Consider the following 18,074-nt stretch of genomic DNA (forward strand, 5'->3'; position numbering starts at 1 on the left):
GCAAGGTTGAACCGAGTCTTCCCTCTGAGGTGTCAATGACAGGTCGCCAAGCTCGCGCGATTACTCACTTCAAATATGCAGAAGTTATTTGAATCGGCTATAACCTTTCTACCACTTCTTCTCTTTTCATGAAATCTTATTGGTAATGGCACAAGAACATCTTCCATCACAACAACCTGAACCCTTGAGCACGTCCTGGCGACGCGTCGTCTTTATGCCAGAAGATTTGAATCCTCGACGGACCTTGATGATTCGAATGCTGCTTGTGGCCCTTCTACTATTGGCGTTACTTGGCATTTTGTGGTTAGATCGGGATGGACTCAATGATCAAGTCGACGGCGAGGTATCCCTTGTCGATATTGTCTATTTTTCCATGGTGACGATTACGACCGTGGGATACGGTGATATCGTTCCTGTCACGCCTCGCGCACGCCTCATTGACGCACTCGTCATCACCCCGGTTCGCATCTTTATCTGGATTCTGTTTCTCGGAACGGCTTATCAACTTGCACTTCGACAATTTTCAGAGGGATTTCGTATGGCAAAACTTCACGCAAATCTGGACCAACACATTATTGTCTGTGGGTACGGACATACAGGGAATGCTGCCGTCAAAGAGCTGTTAGCCAAAGGGACACCAAAAGATCAGATCCTGGTAATCGATCCTCAAGATGACCGGGTTCGTGCAGCTATGGAACTCGGCGTCGCAGCTCTTCGAGGCGACGCCACACGGGAAGGTTTGTTGAAAGACACGGCGCTCGTCCGTAAGGCACAGGCAGTCATTATTTCAGCAGGACGCGATGATGCGAATGCGCTCATTCTCCTGACCGTTCGTCATTTGACTCCGACCTGTCGCGTGATTATGAGTGCGAAAGAGCAGGAAAACGTTAAACTATTCAGGCAAGGCGGGGCTCAACGTATTATTTCTCCTGCGACATATGGGGGGTACTTACTCGCGGCGGCGGTCAATCAGCGACATATGGCTCAGTATATGGAGGATCTCTTAACGGCAGGCGGGCAAGTGAACCTTGTCGAAGAGGCCATACGAGACGAAGATGTTGGAAAGACACCAGCCGATCTCAAGCCCGATGTTCTGTTATGTGTGTTTCGTCAAGGGAGTTCTTTTTCGCCCTGGGAATTTAAGGAAAATGAGTATCTCGAAAAAGGGGATGTTTTACTCTTGCTGAAGCAAGCACCTATTGATTGAGTTTCGGTTCACAGTGGATATGGCATACGCTATGCAAAAAGACGAATACTATTATCAATGATGATAAACAGCCCTATCAGCCCTACCAGGATAGCAAAGGCTCGCCGAAGCGTTCGTTCTTTCATTTTTTTGGACACATGAGTTCCAAGCATCATCCCCAATATACTGCCGAGAATGACCAATCCTGTTAATTCAATTTTGATGTGATTGACATCAAGGTGTCCAATAATCCCACCGATTGATGTCAACGCAATAATAAAGAATGATGTTCCGACAGCAGTCCATATCGGAAATCCTAAGACGAACATCAGAGCGGGAACAATGACAAATCCTCCTCCGATACCAAAGAACCCCGTTAGTAATCCAATGCCGAACCCAATGGCAATAGCTTTGATTGCGCAATTCCATGAAAAGTGTTGTGCGCAATCCATGTCGACATGCTGATCAGTTTTGAGAATGCGTGCCTGCAACGTCCATATGCTGATGATGAGCAAGAGAACTCCAAACATCATCAGGATGACATCGGCTGGGACGAGTTTATGACCTTGTGCCCCTAACCATGCCCCTACCATCCCTGTACTGCTAAAGACCACAGCCGCACGCCCTTTCACTTTTCCGTGACGACTTTGCTGCCAGGCTCCAAAGGCCGCAGAGTAGCCGACCACTACGAGTGACATGGCGGTGGCATGTTGAACAGGAATCCCAACGACATACACTAACAGTGGAATCGCAATGAGTGATCCTCCCCCGCCAGTGGCTCCCATGAGTAGACCAATGATGCCTCCTGAAAAAACAGCCAGGATTGTTTGGGAGATCATAAAATGCACACTCTAAACTGTTCAGATAAATGAAAAAACCAAGGAGGGAGAACAACAGAATCGTCTATGTTGCGAATACCGTCATTCAAGCGATTAACTCGTTTTGTGATTAATGGAATGACAGAAAAATCTATAGCAGTATTTCATCGTATACTCAAATGTTTTCGCGTCTTAATGTTGAAGGGTCGGTAGCGAAAGTCTTGAATCCTGTTGCTTCATGCTATACTCAATCTGCTCTTACATACATGATGGCCCGTGCAGGCCATCAACATGGACTTCGTGAGTAACCCACGCCTTCTTTCAAATCTATGACAAGCTCATCCCTAACACAAGAGACGCCTATCAAGAAAAAGCAGCGGATTTCTAAGATTATACAAACGCTGAATCAAACCTATCCTGATACGACACTCGCGTTGAATTTCAGGAATCCGCTTGAACTGTTGATTGCGCTCATCCTAGCCGCGCAATGCACGGATATCTTAGTCAATCAGGTCACCGCTCCATTGTTTGAAAAGTATCGAACGGCTCAAGACTGGGCAGAGGTGAATCCCTCCACACTTGAAGAAGAAATTCGAAAAGTGACGTTTTACCGAAACAAAACCAAAGCCATACAAAAGTGTTGCCGTGAGCTTGTCTCTCGCTTTGAAGGAACGGTGCCTGAGACATTGGAGGAATTGCTCTCATTACCGGGAGTCGGGCGAAAGACGGCTAATGTGCTTCGGGGAAATGCGATGGGGCAACCAGCTATTGGTGTCGATCGACATGTCGGCCGCATTACACAGTTGTTGGGATTGACTGCCGAAAAAGACCCGGACAAGATCGAAGTTGATCTCAATCCGATCGTCGCGGACAAGCAGAAAGTTCGTTTCTGCCATCTGCTTCAAACCCATGGACGAACAATATGCCTTGCGAGAAAGCCAAAGTGCGATGAGTGCCCAATAAATCAGTATTGTCCGTATCCTACTCAGGAAGTCCCTGCACCAAAACGAACAACACGAACTCGTATGAAAAGGTAAAACTCGAGACTAATCATTTCCCTATATCTTTCAATGAGTCACAAGGTAGAATATCCTTCATCATGAATGCGTTTTCCGCTATGAACCAACAAATCAACGAGTCTTCCGTCGCCAGTCAATCTGAAAGACTCTCTGGCGAAGTTGAAAAACTCCAAACTCGTCTGTGTCGTCGAGTGGGTCAAGCGATCACGGATTACAGCATGATCGATGAAGGCGATAAGGTGATGGTCTGCCTTTCAGGCGGAAAAGACAGTTATGGGTTACTTGATGTTTTGCTGACCATCCGTCCGCGAGCTCCGATTCAATTCGATCTTGTGGCTGTCAATCTCGATCAAAAACAGCCGGGGTTTCCCGCTCACGTGTTGCCCGATTACCTCAAAACATGCGGTGTCCCCTTTCATATCGAAGAACGCGATACCTACTCAGTGGTGAAGGAGCTCATTCCGGAAGGCAAAACAACATGTTCCCTCTGTTCAAGGCTTCGACGCGGTCACCTGTATCGGGTTGCCTCTGAGTTGGGTGCAACGAAAATTGCCTTAGGCCATCATCGAGATGATTTGATCGAAACACTGATGTTAAACATGTTGTTCGGAGGAAAACTGAGAACGATGCCGCCCAAATTAGTCTCAGACGATGGCCAACATGTCGTTATCCGACCGCTTGCGAATGTGGAAGAACGCGACTTAGCACGGTATGCTGAACTGCGGAAATTTCCACTCATTCCTTGTGATTTATGTGGTTCTCAAGAAAACTTGAAACGGAAAGAAGTCAAAACCTTACTCAGTGAATGGGAAGAACGATTTCCCGGATGCAAAGATACGATCTTTGCATCGCTTTCGAATGTCCTGCCGGAACATCTTCTTGATCACAAATTGTTCGACTTTTCGACCTTAAGAAAGCAGGAAGAGCCAGATGATATAGGCGCAGGAACTCCACACTTGCTCGACCCTCCTAACCTTCTACGTCCCTCAACTTCTCGATGAATCTGCCAACGTTTCAGTTGGTTCGAAAGGACACGTCTTGTCAAGAATGTAGTAGACCGGACAGAACCCCGTGAATCCACTTTGAAGAAGCGTGACCCCTAAAACCCCAGGTACCAACAACCAATGCGGATCAACAGCGTACCCAAGCCATGTACCAAGAGTGAGTATCGCTCCAGCAACCCCATCATGAATGCGGCGTTTTTTGTTCGTCATAGTGACCTCCTTCTCTTGAGGATTTTTTCGTTCATCTTCTATTTATTCTTCTTCCAATCAAACATTTCTAGGATTCTTTGTCACATGGCATGAGACAACTAGGTCTCTATACTTGAAAATGGCTGCCCTTCAGCGTGTGGCACGCATTCCTATCTGGAGAGCTACAGGGTAATTTTGAGTTGAGCAAGCTTTCGATGAAATCCTTCCTCGGTATTCAGTGTGTGTATAAGGTTTCCATCCAAGCGGGAATACGTAATCAGTCCTCCGTCCTTCAGCTTCACAACAAGTACTTCATCTTTTGCTTGTGGGCTACAAAATTTTTGTATCTGTTGCTCAGACCCTAAAAGGTCCGTAAAAGACAAGACCGAGACCGTCCTGCATAACGTAAACCGTCCAGGACAATTTTTAATGGGTTTCCAATCCCATGCATCTAACAACTTCTTAACCGTTACTTGCATGCAGGCTATTTCCGATAAGAATGAAACGATGGCACATAACCTTTATTGAGTAAGAAACTCAACGCTCTCCTTTACGCCTTGCTCAATTAGAGTCTTGCTCAACATCTGTTGTGGCTCAACATTCTTTTTTGAAACAAGGTCACCAGATCGAAGGATTATGGCTGTAAAACCCTCAAGATGCCAAAAGGCTGGTGCGATCACAGGCGGAAGACTCTCTTGGGGTGGATACGGCCAGAGGGAAACATAAAAATACGGTTCAGAATAAGTGGCATCACCTGGTGAACAGCCTACACCAATCGTTGCCTTGTCAGAAGTGCTTTTTTGCTCGAATGTTAAGATTGTTGCGATATCGAAGAAGTGCGGCCAGCACCGAACCGGAGATGCCTCAGGATAACTTGCATGAATGGTATCCAAGAGAAGAGCGGCGTTGTGGTAATACTTAGCTAACTCTTCTACCCCACTTTTCTCTGCAGTGCCATACACCCCACCTGAATCAAGGCGATGGCTTGATAACGTATAGGGGCCAGGTTCTTTCAGCTTTAAAGGGTCAAGATTGTTGCGGCTGACTAAGTCGGCTACCCACTCACCTACTGCCCCCTCAGTTTTGCCAATGAGACTATACGATTCATTGCCACGATCTGATTGGACTAAGAGCGTGAGATCAGCAAGGCGCAGACCTAATGTGAGATCAGTTGTCAGGGCTTGGCCCATTAACGCTTGCACACTAGAATCCCAAGACAAACTGGTATGGCTGTCGTCAGATTCTGGTTGGCAATAGGCCCGTGTGGCTCGCGCAACCCATTGAACCGCATGGTGGGCTTCAAGACGAGGCTCCATAAGTTCAGAAGGAGGGACTGTTCCCAATGTATTCCACATATTACTCATACGTCCTCCGAATAGATGACTGCTCGTTTGCTATGCGAACTTGTTAAGAAAGTTCTGAGATTTTGTATCATTGATTACATCAATTGCCAGCCAACATATCAAGGAGTCCGAACTTGCGTGCCGAGCCTTCTTTGCCGAAGTGGCTACGAAGGTTGAAAGCGCTAAAGCGCAAGCACGATCAACATTATTACTGCCAGTTCATGAACAGAGATGTTCTTATTGCTCAATCGTATTATCGTTTTGTCATAATACTGCTTGGGTACACGATCATCAATCTTAAGCGAGAATAGCAACAAACCGAGTGACTCAATCATCCGAATAGGACAGTATTTGTGACAAAAATCAGGTCTTTTGCTGCAGTATCATTCCATGTCAAAATAAGCCGGCAAAATCAAAATTGAGAATTTCAAAGAGGGGAAGAACCGATGACTAAAGTGTCAATTGCGCAATGGGCCAACCTGAAGGATCGTGAGCCAGCTTATGCGCTCGTCGCCAATGTTGATCTCGTTATCATTCGTTTCGATCAGGATGTATCGGTGCTGTATGGCCGCTGTTTGCATCGTGGCGCCCTCTTAGCTGATGGACGTATTGAAGGGAAGGATCTCATTTGTGGACTGCATGGGTGGGACTTTCAATACGAAACAGGCATTAGTGCCTATAGCAATGAAGAACGTCTGCACAAATTCAATGCGTGGATTGAACAGGAGCAAGTCTGGGTTGATGAAGAGGAGATCAGTACTTGGGAACGTCGCAACCCGCAACCATTTCATCGAACTGATTATCTCGGAACCTATGCCGATACCCATCCGGCCGAGGAAGAACCTCATGTAGGGTTAATTCAAGGTTATGCAGCTCATGGTTTGGAAAAGACTGGTCATCATGGTCTGGTTGCCGCCATGGGAGTCTCTCGTACGGAACTTCCTTCGTGGGATGATATTCAGTTTATCACCGCACAACTGGCGACACCGCCTCAACTTGATGATGTCCCCGTTTCGACGGAAGTTGTAATCGGTCCTAATGCCAAGAAACCCTTGCGGATCAACATTCCCCTCTTTGTGTCAGACATGAGTTTTGGCGCATTATCTGAAGAAGCCAAAACGGCTTTGTCGCGCGGAGCCGAAATGGCTGGCACAGGAATCTGCTCCGGAGAAGGTGGCATGCTCTCGGAAGAACAAGCCGAAAATTCACGCTATTTTTACGAATTGGCGTCAGGACGATTTGGCTATGCTATCGAGAAAGTGAAAAAATGTCAGGCCTTTCACTTCAAAGGCGGGCAGGGAGCCAAGACGGGAACGGGTGGTCATCTGCCAGGGCCGAAGGTCAAAGGGAAAATTGCGATTGTGCGTGGTTTGAAAGAAGGAGAGCCGGCCGTCTCACCGCCACGGTTCCCTGATTGGACCGACATTTCGCAAATTCGAGATTTTGCTGATGAGGTTCGTGATGAAACCGGCGGCATTCCGATTGGTTATAAGTTATCGGCTCAACACATTGAGAAAGATATTGATGCGGCTTTGGAGGTGGGAGTCGACTACATCATTCTCGACGGCCGAGGAGGAGGGACTGGGGCTGCGCCCGTCATTTTCCGTGATAACATTTCTGTTCCCACGATTCCTGCACTGGCTCGCGCACGTCGTCACTTAGATCGGCTCGGACGTCAGGACGTGACCTTGGTCATTACCGGTGGTCTGCGAAAACCGGCGGACTTTGCCAAAGCCTTGGCGTTGGGTGCTGATGCCATTGCTATCGCCAACTCGGCCATGCAAGCAATTGGGTGTCTCGGTATGAGAGCCTGCCACACGAACAATTGTCCCGTCGGGATCGCGACCCAAAAAGATCACTTGCGTGCACGTCTGATAGTTGAAGAATCGGCAACACGGTTAGCCCGTTTTTTTGAAACGTCCACCGAACTGATGAGCCTGCTTGCACGAGCCTGCGGTCACACGCATCTCAATCAGTTCTGTGTCGATGACCTGACCACGTTTAAAAAGCCAATAGCTGAACTGGCAGGGGTGCCGTATGGCGGTGTGAATTGATCAGATTGAAATGGGCGAGGACTCTGAAAATGATGAAGGTCAGGCAGTCCGAAGCCCACTTGTGCCGATTGGGCTGACAGTCCTCGGAATTCTCATCCTCCCTATGTTCCTCTATTCCACTGGCCCCGAAGGACCAATCAAGGAAGGCGATGTGGTCTTTTCCACTGGACGCTATCGTGTAAACTTTGTCGAACCCACGAAGTATAATGCACTGGGTTATCAGTCTTTTTGTGTGCTTGAACCACGCGATCAATTACTTATCACAGCGCGACTCGCCTCACGGACTGATGGAAGTCTCATCGCTCGACCTCTTGGGCTTACCGATAAGAAATTTCCCTTTTGTCCTCCAAAAGCTGAACTGGTTGTCCATTCACATCAAGCTACCCTTCAAGCCGATACATGGGGAAGTCTTAAAGAGACTTTAGCGAACATATTTTCAAATCGTTGACTATGGGATACTTCCCCTATACAAAAATATAGATCAAGGGTATGGGTTGCATACTCAAGATCGTAATGATTAAAGGTCATAATTGTGCTTCTTTGACCACCTACGAGAAGGTTGTTATGATAAACTTACAATCCTTTACAGAAAAATCGAAAAAGCTATGTATCAAGATCGAATAACAGTTGACCCTAAGGTTTGTAGCGGCAAACCATGTATTCGTGGGACACGCATCATGGTAAAGAACATTCTCGGTATGATGGCTGGAGGGTATACGATCGAAATGGTGGCAGAATCATACCCTGAACTTACGCTTGAAGATGTGACCGCCGCTCTCGATTACGCTCAGCAGGTTATTGACGAGGAAAAAGTTATCCCGCGTGCCTGACTCACTCGCCGTTCTACTTGATCAGAATATCCCCCGTTCTATAAAAATTTGGTTAGAGAGCATACGACCTGCGTGGAACATTACGCACACATCTGACATAGGACTTTCAGGTAAAAGTGATGAAGAAATTTTTCGTTGGGCTCAAAGTCAAGGATGTATTATTGTCACTTTTGACGAAGACTTTGCTGACCAGCGGTCTTTTCCTGTCGGAACGCATCCTGGAATCATCCGGCTTCGAATATGGCCTACCACTGCCGAAGAAACACAAAAGGCCTTAAAACGCCTCCTCACAAAAGTCCCAGATAGTGAACTTCGTGAAAGCTTAGTCATTATAGATCGAGTAAATATTCGAATGAGGTCTCGAACTGAACGGAACGACTAACTCGTCTTCAGTTTTTCAGCAAATTGCTGGCGAAACTTAGCAACCTTTGGATTAATCAGGTACGCACAGTATGGTTGAGAAGGATTTCGAACAAAGTATTCTTGATGATACTCTTCGGCGATATAAAATGTTACGGCGGGTACAACTTCTGTCACAATCGGTTGATCGAAAATCTCTTCTTTCGTAAAACGTGCGATCACTTCTTCAGCCATGTCTTTCTGTTCTGGAGAGTGATAAAAAATCGCTGAGCGGTATTGTGTGCCCGAATCGTTGCCCTGACGGTTGAGCGTCGTTGGATCATGAATCGCAAAGAAAATTTCAAGGATTTCGCGATAGGAGATGATAGAAGGATCGAACGTCACCTGTACCACTTCTACATGGCCCGTGTTTCCCATGCACACGGCGTCATACGTAGGGTTTTGAACCTGCCCGCCCATATATCCTGACTCAACCGATTCGACTCCCTTGAGTTGGTCATAGGCGGCTTCCAAGCACCAAAAGCAGCCACCTCCTAAGGTCGTGATTTCTTTTTTCGAAGACATGTTGGCGTTCTTCTCATTCATATGTTTCCCCTTTCCTTGTATGCGATTACTTTCCTCAGTATATAACACTGACGTCTGTCCTCTCGCTACTCACGTAAAAACTCAATCTCATATTTTGAATTGCCTGAATAGCAGGGAATCCTAAAGTCCTCTTTTGTCAAAACAGCAAGCCCCCTTTACAATTTTCCTGGCACCGTTCACTTCTAATTAATTCGATGTGCTGTATCTGATCGTACAGAACTGAATTTTCCAGAGTCTCCTCGAGTATGTTTATCGACTATGTTGTGGTATCAATCTATAATTGAACAAATCTTTAGCCTCAAGGAGACTGACATGCACACCACTAAATTCACCATGATGGTCGTGGTTACTGGAATGGCTCTCTGCTTGGGAATGAGTACGAACCAGATACATGCCGAAATGTATATTGGCGGACAGGCTGGTGCCAGTTTTCCAAAAGATTTGTCGGATGTGAGAGGGACAAACAATTTTTCCGGAACTAGGTTAAGTGATTTAAACCTGAAGGATTCGCTTGCTGCAGGTCTGAAGGTCGGAGGATATTTTCCTGAATCCCTAAACTGGCTAGGCTTGGAGGGCGAAGCGTATTACACGAATCCAGAGATCAAGAAACAGGCAGTGACGGGAAACGTTTCCATCCTTGGAAATTCTGGTGGTCAATTCATCATACCCAAGACTGACTTACATATTATCACCTTCGCTTTTAATGCTCTGGTTCGTTATCCCGGAGAAATTCTTCAGCCATATGGTGGCGTAGGAATTGGGTTAAATGTGGCCTACCTCAGGAGTGGAAACGTAGAAAGCGATGCAGGGTTTGCCCCGACACTCAATCTTATGGGTGGAATGCGCGCTTTTGTGAACGAGCAGATTGCCTTGTTTGCTGAGTATAAGTACAACCGGGGGACTTTTGAATTTTATGCCAATAATTTTAAGGCTGATTATCGGACCCATCTTGTCGTGGGTGGGCTGACCTATCACTTTAAATAACCATTCATCATTTTTAGTATAAATTTATTTGTATGCGTATTGCTTGGGCGACCGATATCCATCTGAATTTTCTTCAGCAGAAAAAGCGAGAAGCGTTTTTTGATTCGATCTCGGCATGTAATGCCGATGCCGTATTTATCACGGGGGATATTGCAGAGGCTCCCATCTTAAAAATTCACTTAGAAGAAATGGTGTCGTCTGTTCAGAAGCCAATTTACTTTGTCCTCGGTAATCATGATTATTATTATGGCTCGATTTCGTCAGTTCGAAGTGAAACACTAGATTACTGCGAGCCTCACAATAATCTTAATTATCTTCGCGGCAACAAGATTATTGGACTGACAAAGAACACGGCGTTAGTCGGTCATGATGGCTGGGGTGATGGCCGTCTTGGAAATTGGGAACAGACGCCAGTGCGACTCAACGACTTTAGATTGATTGACGAACTTAAAGACTTAGAATACCGACAACTCATAGACAAGCTCAGAGAATTGGGAGACGAAGCTGCTGTCTCGATTCACGGGATCCTCGCTCAAGCACTCGACGCGTACGAACACGTCATCTTCCTCACGCACGTTCCTCCGTTCAAAGAGTCTTGCTGGTATGAAGGCAAGGTTGGGAATGACGATTGGCTCCCGTTTTTTACCTGCAAAGCCGTCGGGGATACTTTGTATCAATTAATGCAGAACCGGCCAGGCAGCAAACTCACAGTCTTCTGCGGACATACTCACCACGAAGGTATTGCGAAAATCCTACCCAATCTTCGTGTTTTTACCGGTTCGGCCGACTATGGGGCCCCGCATGTGCAAGATGTCCTAGAAGTCGACTAGTCTCTAATCCTTAGCATCTCCGAAATCATATGAAATTTTTGGAATTCGACTTGAAAAACGGGATTGACCAATCCCTAAAAGTCCTAAACAAGGAGTATGCAAAGCTAAAGCTTGAATTTATAATTTATAAAGTTTATATTTACATATACTTAAAATCTTGTGATCAAATGGCTGTGATGATCAGGCGACAATTACGTCAATCCGTTCTTGAGGCCCTGCAAGGCTTTCCTGTGGTCTTCGTGAACGGACCAAGGCAGGCTGGAAAGAGTACGCTTGTCCAGAGTCTGGCCACTAAACAATGGCCAGCCGAATACGTCACGTTTGATGAGGCCACCATGCTCGGAGCAGCCGAAGCGAACCCTGAGAGTTTCTTACGTGCCTATGAAGGGCACCTGATCCTTGATGAAGTGCAGATGGTTCCTAGCCTGTTTCGCGTTCTCAAAAGGCTAGCCGATGAGGCCAGATTCACCGACAAGGGCCGTGCAAATGGTCGTTATCTTCTGACTGGGTCAGCCAATGTTCTGGCGCTGCCTACGTTGTCAGATGCTCTCGTTGGCCGTGTGAGCGTGCTGACGCTTTATCCATTATCGGCATTGGAGATCAGTGGCGGAAACGGTGGCTTCTTGTCTCGCCTTAGCCTTAATGGCTTTCGATCTGGCACGATAAAAAGAAAGATTCCACTCGTAGATATTGTGAAACAGGCAACGTTTCCAGAAATCACAAACCAAAAAGATGCCCGTCGCAGACAATGGTTTGAAAGTTATATCACGACCATCTTACAACGCGACGTCCGCCAAATTTCTGACATTGCGAAGCTAGGGGTACTCCCGAATCTGTTACGGATACTGGCTAGTCGCGCTGGAGGATTAGTGAATGAAGCGGACATCGCTCGCTCTATCGGTCAAAATGCGGTCACAGCGAAGAGTTATCGAGTGCTCTTACAAATGATGTTTCTGGCATTTGATGTCAAACCCTGGTCCCGAAACATCGGCAAACGGCTCGTGAAGTCTGGGAAAGGTTACATTATCGATACGTCCCTGCTCTGCCATCTTCAACAGATCAACCTGGACAAAGTTGCCACGCACGACCCGCATGTTTTTGGACACGTCTTAGAAAACTTCGTCGCCACGGAATTGCTCAAACAATTGTCGTCGTCAGAGGAACGGGCTGACTTGTATCACTTCCGAACAAGCGACGGAAAAGAAGTGGATTTTGTTTTGGAGTATCCCAATGGAGCACTGGCAGGGATCGAGGTTAAAGCCAGAGACGCTGTATCTGAGACTGACTTTCACGGTCTAAACGAGTTACTCCGACACTCCGGACATGATTTTACTTGCGGTGTGGTGTTGTACAGAGGCCAGAAAACGGTCTCGTTTGGTGATCGGTTATGGGCCGTTCCGGTTGATGCGATGTGGATGTAACTTCATGATTGAGGTTTGATGCGCGGTTGACACGAGTCTGAATCAAAAGCAGACTTGAATTTGTTGTCTCTTCCTCACCAATCTCACGTCATTTAAAGAATCCTGCTGCTAGGAAGGCCAGGTCGGAAATGATGACTGACTTCCGTTTTTTACATGCAAAGCGGTTGGGGATGTTTTGTATCAGCTAACGCAGGGTTGGCCTGACAGCAAACTCACGGTCTTCTGCGGGCATACTCACCACGAGGGCGTTGCGCAAATCCTATCCAATCTCCGAGTGCTCACAGGTTCAGCAGACTATGGAGCGCCACATGTGAAAGAGATGTTGGAGATCGTCTAGTTTTTTAGTACATGTTATGTCCATAATCGTCCTCTTCATTTCAAAACGGGTAAAATTATGAAGTTACTCATCTTCACTCAGATTCGTTGATCCTTGTTCTTGATGTTGCTTGCTACCACTGCTTATGTTTTCCAGCACTTTATTTAGATTGATCCCCACTCCCATTATGTTTGGTTGTAAAATCACATATTGGTTTACTGACCTAAAAAGTCCCGCAAGAATTTCTTTACTTTTCTTCAGTATTTTACCGGTTTCACTGCTATTTTTTGCGGCATCCAGAGAAAGTAGAAGCTTGTATCGATAATCACGAAAATACGGTGCCTCTAGTTTAATATTTATTAGGAGGTTTTCACTTCTTTCTATGTTTTCCTTGTTATTTTCCCCAATCGACAACAATGCATCAACAAAAGCATAGTCTGCAAGTTCTGCGGCCATTAGATCTTCTACAGAAACCGAATCTAGATATTCTCGTGCCTTACCTATGTTGTCCAATTCTAAATGACATCTTGATATAAAAATTCGCAAAATTCCATTATCAGAAAATTTTATCCCGTGCAAATAACTTTCTAATGCTTCTTCCCATTTTTTTTGATATTCAAAGGCACCGCCAATCCAACGATAAATATCCGCTTTCCCAGCGCTAGGTAACTCGATGTAAACTTCAAGTATTGACTCCCACAGGCTTCGTGCTTCTTTATACAGAGCTTCGTCACTTTTAAGTAAAGCAAGTAAAGCTGAACTCATTGCTAAACAATGCTTTTCGTAAATCTCTAATGATTCTTTTCGTTCTTTTCGAAAATCATCTATCGCCTCTTCAATTTCTTTTTCTGCTCCTTCGTGATCATTGATTAGAAGATACTGAACTCCACGTAAGAATCTATAGTACAGTGTATCTATCGATTTTTCTGAATGATCAAGCACACGACTAATAACTTTTTGTTTCACCGAAAAGGAAAGCTCCTCTCCGAATAGATCAAGGAAAAGCTTAAGAATTTCAAGATCATTTATATTTTCAATCCGACCAATCTTTTTTAATTCTCGTCGCCCTGATTCTCTATTCCAATTTCTTCCGAGGGCAGAAAGGGCACGGAAGTAAACAATTTTTGCATGCCATCTGGAATCCTTAATGTTTCCATAAAGTCTGTTCAAAACGCCTGGAAATTCAGAGGCACGACCTGTGTTTTGATAACACAAGAAAAGGAGGCCCACTAATTCTGAAAGAGCTTTAACGTCAACTTCCCAAAAGAATGGGCCGGGTTCTTTCCCTGTCTTTGCTAAAGGTTCTGTATGCCTTTTATGCCAAATTGTGTACTGAGTTATATCAGCCCGACAAATTTGCAATGCCTCCTCATATCGTTCTGAATTAAATTCAGAAAAAGCTTTCTGAGTAGTACGCGACTTAGCGTAATGGTCGAGACAGCACCTTTTAAATTTTTTACCTGAACCGCACAAACATTCAGAGTTAAGAGAAGGTTTATAAGTTAAACTCAATGGATGGCTCTCAAGATTAGATTTCTAAACACGATGGATACACCGTTTCTTTTGTTCTGGTTTTCTAGCACTACTCATATCAGTTTTGCCTCATATAATGGAGCGGATGATACTTACAACCCATAGAACCTCAAGCCTATATTAACCCTGATATCCTCAGGCCATGATAGTTGTGAGCCTAGGAAATTTTCTTTTACACTTTATCTTTCGTGCAATGGGAGAGAGAAAGACTTTCATGCGTTGTGTGTATGATGAATTTTGAAATGGGTAGACAGTATTTTCCTATAACGCTAATACGCTAAAGTTGCAAGTTGAAAATACCTGTCGTCGAAAGTTTAGACTTTTTGAAAGGACTCAATATGCAAGGAACTATTTGTGTAGAGGAGAAAGGGTGAGACAGTTGCGTTTAAAAAAAACGGCCACCCATTTGGGTAGCCGTTTTACATTTCATGAAATTTTTTATCTATTAAATCTAGAACGCATATCTCAGTGATGCTGTTCTTCATGCGTCACTTGGATGTCGACGGTGTTTCCTTCTTTTTCCAGAACCGCGGTGCCGAATCGATAATTCGGTTTCATGGTACTGTGGGCCATGCGTCGATCTTTTGGGTTTGTAAAGACCATTTTTGTCTTGAGTGTATCCCCTTCAAGCACAACCACCTTCATCTCCAGAAAACCGCCCATGCCTGGATGCCAGGCAATGAGTTTGTACACGCCTTCTGGAACGTCTGGTAACGTAAAGTTTCCGTGTTCGTCCGTAATCGCATAGTACGGATTGTCTATGGCCATTCCCCACGACTGCATATAGGGGTGAAACCCACATTCTAAATAGAAAATTCGACGACCTTGTGAGAATTTCACGTTATCGATCATGGCTTCGCCAGGGTTGTGTTGATGGTCCTTCAGTAAATCCTTGGGATGGTGCGGGTTGAGCCTCAGCGGCCGGTGGAGCATGACTTTGTTGCCGAATGGCGCTGTTTCATACGCCACCACATCATGGATGATCGGGTCCATGTTGACAATATGAAGAGGCTGTTGATCGCGCACGGCCATCACCCAAGGTTGAAATACGCAGTCTTCCACCGTCACTTTCGAAGGTTTATTAGCTTTTTCAGGAAACGGTTTGCCTTTCGTGATTCCCTCAAGAAAAACAATGGTGTTTTTCAGGCCGCCCTCGGGTGAAAGTTGAAATTCATCCACGACCCGCCAACCTGTTCCGGTGGAGATTCGCCCGCAGAAGGCTGTATCTGGATTGGCGATAATACTAAAAGCTAAGGCCGGTGGTTTTTTCCCATCAAGGATGACGGTCCCAGCGATGGCCCCGCCATTTGTCACGGGTTCTTCTGTGTAGGACCAAGCTGAGAATGGAGAGCTGAAGATGAACAAAAAAGTGAAAAGTCCAGCGAGGCGTTTCATGATGATGTCCTTTTAAATAGAGGAAGCAATGTTTTTGAATGAACTTACGAATACCCCACTCAATTACATAACATTCAGTACGAGTGTTGGTCCAATCACTAGCACTAATTTAGCCGCTCGTTACATTTGGCTACTTTGACGCGTTAGCCGATGAACGATGTCGCGAATGCCGCCACATGCTCGTATTTGGTTCAGAGTCTCACAAGAAAATGATCAGCCATATAAATAGTTGGCGTATTCGTAATCCTACGAAATATCGTCCATGTTTTGCTAGTCCGACCTACATGAGCTCAACCGGTCACAGCGTGAGAGTTGTCCAAGATTTTGGACAGTGCACGATGGTTTCTTTTTAGGAGTATCGGGTACAGTAAGGACCATGTCTGCATCTCCCTTATATGATGTGATCATCGTCGGCATGGGGCCAGCCGGAGCTTCGGCAGCCTACGAATTAAGCCTGGCCGGTCTCTCCGTCTTGGGTTTGGAAAAACAGACTCATCCTCGTTATAAAGTGTGCGGCGGCGGACTTTCCGCTCGAATTGAGACGATTTTGCCGTCAGACTTTAAGGATGTCATCGAGGATACTGTCTACCGTATGATTTTCTCGTATGGTCCAGAAGAGTCGTATTGTGTTGAATCACCAAAGCCGATGGCCTATATGGTGATGCGTTCTCGCTTTGATCAATGGCTTGTCGAAAAGGCACAACAAGCTGGGACTGATGTCCATGAGGATGAACCTGCGAGGACGTTCACGAAGCTCCCTGATGGAATCGAAGTCAGGACCGCTCGAAGTCGATATCATGGCCGAGTCGTTATCGGGGCTGACGGCGCATTGAGTACTGTTGCTCAGCAACTCTTTTCTGAGCGGCGCTTACAAAAAATTCCAGCACTCGAAAGCGAAGTGTTTTCAGACTCATCCCGTCACCATGGGTATGCCAACACGGCATTGATTAGCCTGAATGCCGCGAAGAAAGGGTATGGCTGGATTTTCCCCAAACAGCAGGGCCTTTCAATTGGTGTTGGGGAGTTTGTGCGAGGAATGAATCGACCGAAGCGAAGCTTTCAGCAGTTTTCTCGTGAAGAACCGACGTTGGCCGGCCTTCAGATTCCATTGCCCCTCGGACACCCTATTCCCGTGTTTAATCGATCACCCGGTGTCACGAACGAACGGTGGAACAACGGGCTAGTCCACGGTCGAGCACTGTTGGTTGGCGATGCCGGACATCTCGTTGACCCGCTTTTGGGCGAAGGGATCTACTATGCTGTACGCTCTGGGCAATTAGCCGGGGCCAGCATCGTTCATGCCTTAAAGAATTCGTCACCAGACTTTGATGAATATGAACGTGCCGTCATCAATGAATTTGGCAGAGAATTTCAAATTGCCTCGAGATTGGGTCGTCTGGTGTATGGCGTGCCACGTTCGTGGCATCGTTGGGTTGGGAAAACGTTTCCCGGTCCCTACCAAGGAGTGTTGCAACGGTATTGCGCCATGCTTCAAGGACAAGAAACCTACCAAACACTTTGGGCTCGAATCATGAGTGGCCTACGTCGACCCTTTGTCCGTCGTTCGTGATTCGTATCTCTTAGAGAAAAAACGTATCTCGTGAACCGTCGTTCGTCGCTCGTAAAAAACCGAAGAACTCATCCTGCGAGATACGAGCCACGCTTGTCTATTTGCCTTCCCCTAGGCAGTATGCTACCGTGATTTTACCGTAGCGTTGAGGGCCTGCGTTACCGTGTTTAACAAGAGTTGAGGTCCAAGTTTTCTAGTTGTTTTTCCGGGAGTCTACTCGAAAGTCTGAGCTAAGTCGCTGGAGTGGTTTCGCGTCTTTGCCTCGTCCTTTCCTACTTCTCGTATCCAACACCACAATACGTTTTTTAAAAGGAGATGCTCTATGAGTTTGAAGATTTACGTGGGTGGTTTACCGTATGCCACGACTGATGCCGAGTTGAATGATCTCTTTGCTGCCCATGGGACTGTGGAGTCGGTGAAGATTATTACCGATAAATTTACAGGCCAATCCCGAGGATTTGGCTTCGTGGAAATGGCGGGAAGCGAAGAAGGCAATGCAGCGATTGCTGCTTTGAATGGAACACAGTTAGATGGTCGAACATTGACAGTGAACGAAGCGCGGCCACAAGAGCCTCGATCTCCAGGAGGCCGTGGCGGGGGATTTGGCGGCGGCAATAAAGGGGGACGCTGGTAAGTC

The 18,074-nt window shown here is 46.2% G+C and carries 19 protein-coding genes; 12 read left to right on the forward strand and 7 right to left on the reverse strand.

All coding sequences use genetic code 11. From position 1 onward, the window contains the following. Nucleotides 1-145: 145 nt before the first annotated feature. Complete coding sequence (locus ACWQXP_RS16070) at nucleotides 146-1,207, forward strand: potassium channel family protein (RefSeq protein ID WP_454063883.1); 1,062 nt, start codon at nucleotides 146-148, stop codon at nucleotides 1,205-1,207. Between the two features lie 29 nt (nucleotides 1,208-1,236). Here ACWQXP_RS16070 and ACWQXP_RS16075 read toward each other — a convergent pair whose 3' ends face one another. After that, entirely contained in the window at nucleotides 1,237-2,025 is a 789-nt protein-coding gene (locus ACWQXP_RS16075; protein WP_454063884.1) for a sulfite exporter TauE/SafE family protein, read from the reverse strand. 308 nt (nucleotides 2,026-2,333) lie between these two features. Here ACWQXP_RS16075 and nth point away from each other — a divergent pair, with 308 nt between their 5' ends. Both nth and ttcA read left to right on the forward strand, forming a co-directional pair. Then, entirely contained in the window at nucleotides 2,334-3,041 is a 708-nt protein-coding gene (gene nth / locus ACWQXP_RS16080; RefSeq protein ID WP_454063885.1) for an endonuclease III, read from the forward strand. A gap of 62 nt (nucleotides 3,042-3,103) precedes the next feature. Then, nucleotides 3,104-4,024 carry a tRNA 2-thiocytidine(32) synthetase TtcA gene (ttcA, locus tag ACWQXP_RS16085; protein WP_454063886.1) on the forward strand — a complete coding sequence of 307 codons (921 nt, stop codon included), beginning with the start codon at nucleotides 3,104-3,106 and terminating at the stop codon, nucleotides 4,022-4,024. Here the strand turns inward: ttcA and ACWQXP_RS16090 are convergent. From ACWQXP_RS16090 to ACWQXP_RS16100, 3 genes are all read right to left on the reverse strand, one after another. Then, complete coding sequence (locus tag ACWQXP_RS16090) at nucleotides 4,010-4,237, reverse strand: YgaP family membrane protein (protein WP_454063887.1); 228 nt, start codon at nucleotides 4,235-4,237, stop codon at nucleotides 4,010-4,012. The two genes, ttcA and ACWQXP_RS16090, sit on opposite strands and share 15 nt — an antisense overlap. A gap of 161 nt (nucleotides 4,238-4,398) precedes the next feature. Beyond that, nucleotides 4,399-4,695, reverse strand: coding sequence for a hypothetical protein (locus ACWQXP_RS16095; RefSeq protein WP_454063888.1), 297 nt, complete (start codon nucleotides 4,693-4,695; stop codon nucleotides 4,399-4,401). A 42-nt stretch (nucleotides 4,696-4,737) separates the two neighbouring features. After that, nucleotides 4,738-5,580, reverse strand: coding sequence for a hypothetical protein (locus tag ACWQXP_RS16100; protein WP_454063889.1), 843 nt, complete (start codon nucleotides 5,578-5,580; stop codon nucleotides 4,738-4,740). A gap of 425 nt (nucleotides 5,581-6,005) precedes the next feature. On the opposite strand from ACWQXP_RS16100, the gene ACWQXP_RS16105 reads away from it, so the two are divergent. The 4 genes from ACWQXP_RS16105 to ACWQXP_RS16120 all read left to right on the forward strand — a co-directional run bounded on the left by ACWQXP_RS16105 (nucleotide 6,006) and on the right by ACWQXP_RS16120 (nucleotide 8,825). Then, a complete protein-coding gene (locus ACWQXP_RS16105; RefSeq protein WP_454063890.1) occupies nucleotides 6,006-7,613 on the forward strand; it encodes a glutamate synthase-related protein in 1,608 nt (535 codons plus the stop codon). Nucleotides 7,614-7,623: 10 nt separating this feature from the next. Next, entirely contained in the window at nucleotides 7,624-8,061 is a 438-nt protein-coding gene (locus ACWQXP_RS16110) for a hypothetical protein (RefSeq protein WP_454063891.1), read from the forward strand. Between the two features lie 157 nt (nucleotides 8,062-8,218). Beyond that, nucleotides 8,219-8,443 (forward strand): DUF433 domain-containing protein, encoded by a 225-nt coding sequence (locus ACWQXP_RS16115; RefSeq protein ID WP_454063892.1) that lies wholly within the window; start codon nucleotides 8,219-8,221, stop codon nucleotides 8,441-8,443. Next, complete coding sequence (locus ACWQXP_RS16120; protein ID WP_454063893.1) at nucleotides 8,436-8,825, forward strand: DUF5615 family PIN-like protein; 390 nt, start codon at nucleotides 8,436-8,438, stop codon at nucleotides 8,823-8,825. Before ACWQXP_RS16115 ends, ACWQXP_RS16120 begins: the two co-directional genes overlap by 8 nt. On the opposite strand, the gene msrA is transcribed toward ACWQXP_RS16120, so the two are convergent. Further along, nucleotides 8,822-9,388 (reverse strand): peptide-methionine (S)-S-oxide reductase MsrA, encoded by a 567-nt coding sequence (gene msrA / locus ACWQXP_RS16125; RefSeq protein ID WP_454063894.1) that lies wholly within the window; start codon nucleotides 9,386-9,388, stop codon nucleotides 8,822-8,824. The genes ACWQXP_RS16120 and msrA overlap by 4 nt on opposite strands. A gap of 312 nt (nucleotides 9,389-9,700) precedes the next feature. Between msrA and ACWQXP_RS16130 the strand changes: the two genes are divergently transcribed. From ACWQXP_RS16130 to ACWQXP_RS16140, 3 genes are all read left to right on the forward strand, one after another. Continuing rightward, nucleotides 9,701-10,372, forward strand: a complete 672-nt coding sequence (locus ACWQXP_RS16130) for an outer membrane protein (protein WP_454063895.1) — start codon at nucleotides 9,701-9,703, stop codon at nucleotides 10,370-10,372. Nucleotides 10,373-10,404: 32 nt separating this feature from the next. Beyond that, nucleotides 10,405-11,202: a metallophosphoesterase family protein gene (locus ACWQXP_RS16135; RefSeq protein ID WP_454063896.1), complete on the forward strand. Its 798-nt coding sequence runs from the start codon at nucleotides 10,405-10,407 to the stop codon at nucleotides 11,200-11,202. Between the two features lie 167 nt (nucleotides 11,203-11,369). Further along, nucleotides 11,370-12,623, forward strand: a complete 1,254-nt coding sequence (locus ACWQXP_RS16140; protein WP_454063897.1) for an ATP-binding protein — start codon at nucleotides 11,370-11,372, stop codon at nucleotides 12,621-12,623. Between the two features lie 400 nt (nucleotides 12,624-13,023). Here ACWQXP_RS16140 and ACWQXP_RS16145 read toward each other — a convergent pair whose 3' ends face one another. Together ACWQXP_RS16145 and ACWQXP_RS16150 are read right to left on the reverse strand one after the other, a co-directional pair. Beyond that, nucleotides 13,024-14,451 (reverse strand): SEC-C metal-binding domain-containing protein, encoded by a 1,428-nt coding sequence (locus tag ACWQXP_RS16145; RefSeq protein WP_454063898.1) that lies wholly within the window; start codon nucleotides 14,449-14,451, stop codon nucleotides 13,024-13,026. Between the two features lie 486 nt (nucleotides 14,452-14,937). Continuing rightward, nucleotides 14,938-15,867: a carboxypeptidase-like regulatory domain-containing protein gene (locus tag ACWQXP_RS16150; RefSeq protein WP_454063899.1), complete on the reverse strand. Its 930-nt coding sequence runs from the start codon at nucleotides 15,865-15,867 to the stop codon at nucleotides 14,938-14,940. A 376-nt stretch (nucleotides 15,868-16,243) separates the two neighbouring features. On the opposite strand from ACWQXP_RS16150, the gene ACWQXP_RS16155 reads away from it, so the two are divergent. Together ACWQXP_RS16155 and ACWQXP_RS16160 are read left to right on the forward strand one after the other, a co-directional pair. After that, nucleotides 16,244-17,437, forward strand: coding sequence for a geranylgeranyl reductase family protein (locus ACWQXP_RS16155; RefSeq protein ID WP_454063900.1), 1,194 nt, complete (start codon nucleotides 16,244-16,246; stop codon nucleotides 17,435-17,437). A 322-nt stretch (nucleotides 17,438-17,759) separates the two neighbouring features. After that, nucleotides 17,760-18,071 (forward strand): RNA recognition motif domain-containing protein, encoded by a 312-nt coding sequence (locus tag ACWQXP_RS16160; RefSeq protein ID WP_454063901.1) that lies wholly within the window; start codon nucleotides 17,760-17,762, stop codon nucleotides 18,069-18,071. Nucleotides 18,072-18,074: the final 3 nt, after the last annotated feature.

The organism is Candidatus Nitrospira salsa (assembly GCF_965152625.1).

Excerpts from the sequence above, each read along its gene's own strand:
- ACWQXP_RS16130 (WP_454063895.1), top strand. The coding sequence starts at position 9,701 with ATGCACACCACTAAATTCACCATGATGGTCGTGGTTACTGGAATGGCT.
- ACWQXP_RS16090 (WP_454063887.1), bottom strand. The coding sequence starts at position 4,237 with ATGACGAACAAAAAACGCCGCATTCATGATGGGGTTGCTGGAGCGATA.
- msrA (WP_454063894.1), bottom strand. The coding sequence starts at position 9,388 with ATGAATGAGAAGAACGCCAACATGTCTTCGAAAAAAGAAATCACGACC.
- ACWQXP_RS16160 (WP_454063901.1), top strand. The coding sequence starts at position 17,760 with ATGAGTTTGAAGATTTACGTGGGTGGTTTACCGTATGCCACGACTGAT.
- ACWQXP_RS16155 (WP_454063900.1), top strand. The coding sequence starts at position 16,244 with ATGTCTGCATCTCCCTTATATGATGTGATCATCGTCGGCATGGGGCCA.
- ACWQXP_RS16135 (WP_454063896.1), top strand. The coding sequence starts at position 10,405 with ATGCGTATTGCTTGGGCGACCGATATCCATCTGAATTTTCTTCAGCAG.
- ACWQXP_RS16140 (WP_454063897.1), top strand. The coding sequence starts at position 11,370 with ATGGCTGTGATGATCAGGCGACAATTACGTCAATCCGTTCTTGAGGCC.
- ACWQXP_RS16150 (WP_454063899.1), bottom strand. The coding sequence starts at position 15,867 with ATGAAACGCCTCGCTGGACTTTTCACTTTTTTGTTCATCTTCAGCTCT.
- ACWQXP_RS16115 (WP_454063892.1), top strand. The coding sequence starts at position 8,219 with ATGTATCAAGATCGAATAACAGTTGACCCTAAGGTTTGTAGCGGCAAA.
- ACWQXP_RS16095 (WP_454063888.1), bottom strand. The coding sequence starts at position 4,695 with ATGCAAGTAACGGTTAAGAAGTTGTTAGATGCATGGGATTGGAAACCC.
- ACWQXP_RS16070 (WP_454063883.1), top strand. The coding sequence starts at position 146 with ATGGCACAAGAACATCTTCCATCACAACAACCTGAACCCTTGAGCACG.
- nth (WP_454063885.1), top strand. The coding sequence starts at position 2,334 with ATGACAAGCTCATCCCTAACACAAGAGACGCCTATCAAGAAAAAGCAG.
- ACWQXP_RS16110 (WP_454063891.1), top strand. The coding sequence starts at position 7,624 with ATGGGCGAGGACTCTGAAAATGATGAAGGTCAGGCAGTCCGAAGCCCA.
- ACWQXP_RS16100 (WP_454063889.1), bottom strand. The coding sequence starts at position 5,580 with ATGAGTAATATGTGGAATACATTGGGAACAGTCCCTCCTTCTGAACTT.
- ACWQXP_RS16075 (WP_454063884.1), bottom strand. The coding sequence starts at position 2,025 with ATGATCTCCCAAACAATCCTGGCTGTTTTTTCAGGAGGCATCATTGGT.
- ttcA (WP_454063886.1), top strand. The coding sequence starts at position 3,104 with ATGAATGCGTTTTCCGCTATGAACCAACAAATCAACGAGTCTTCCGTC.
- ACWQXP_RS16105 (WP_454063890.1), top strand. The coding sequence starts at position 6,006 with ATGACTAAAGTGTCAATTGCGCAATGGGCCAACCTGAAGGATCGTGAG.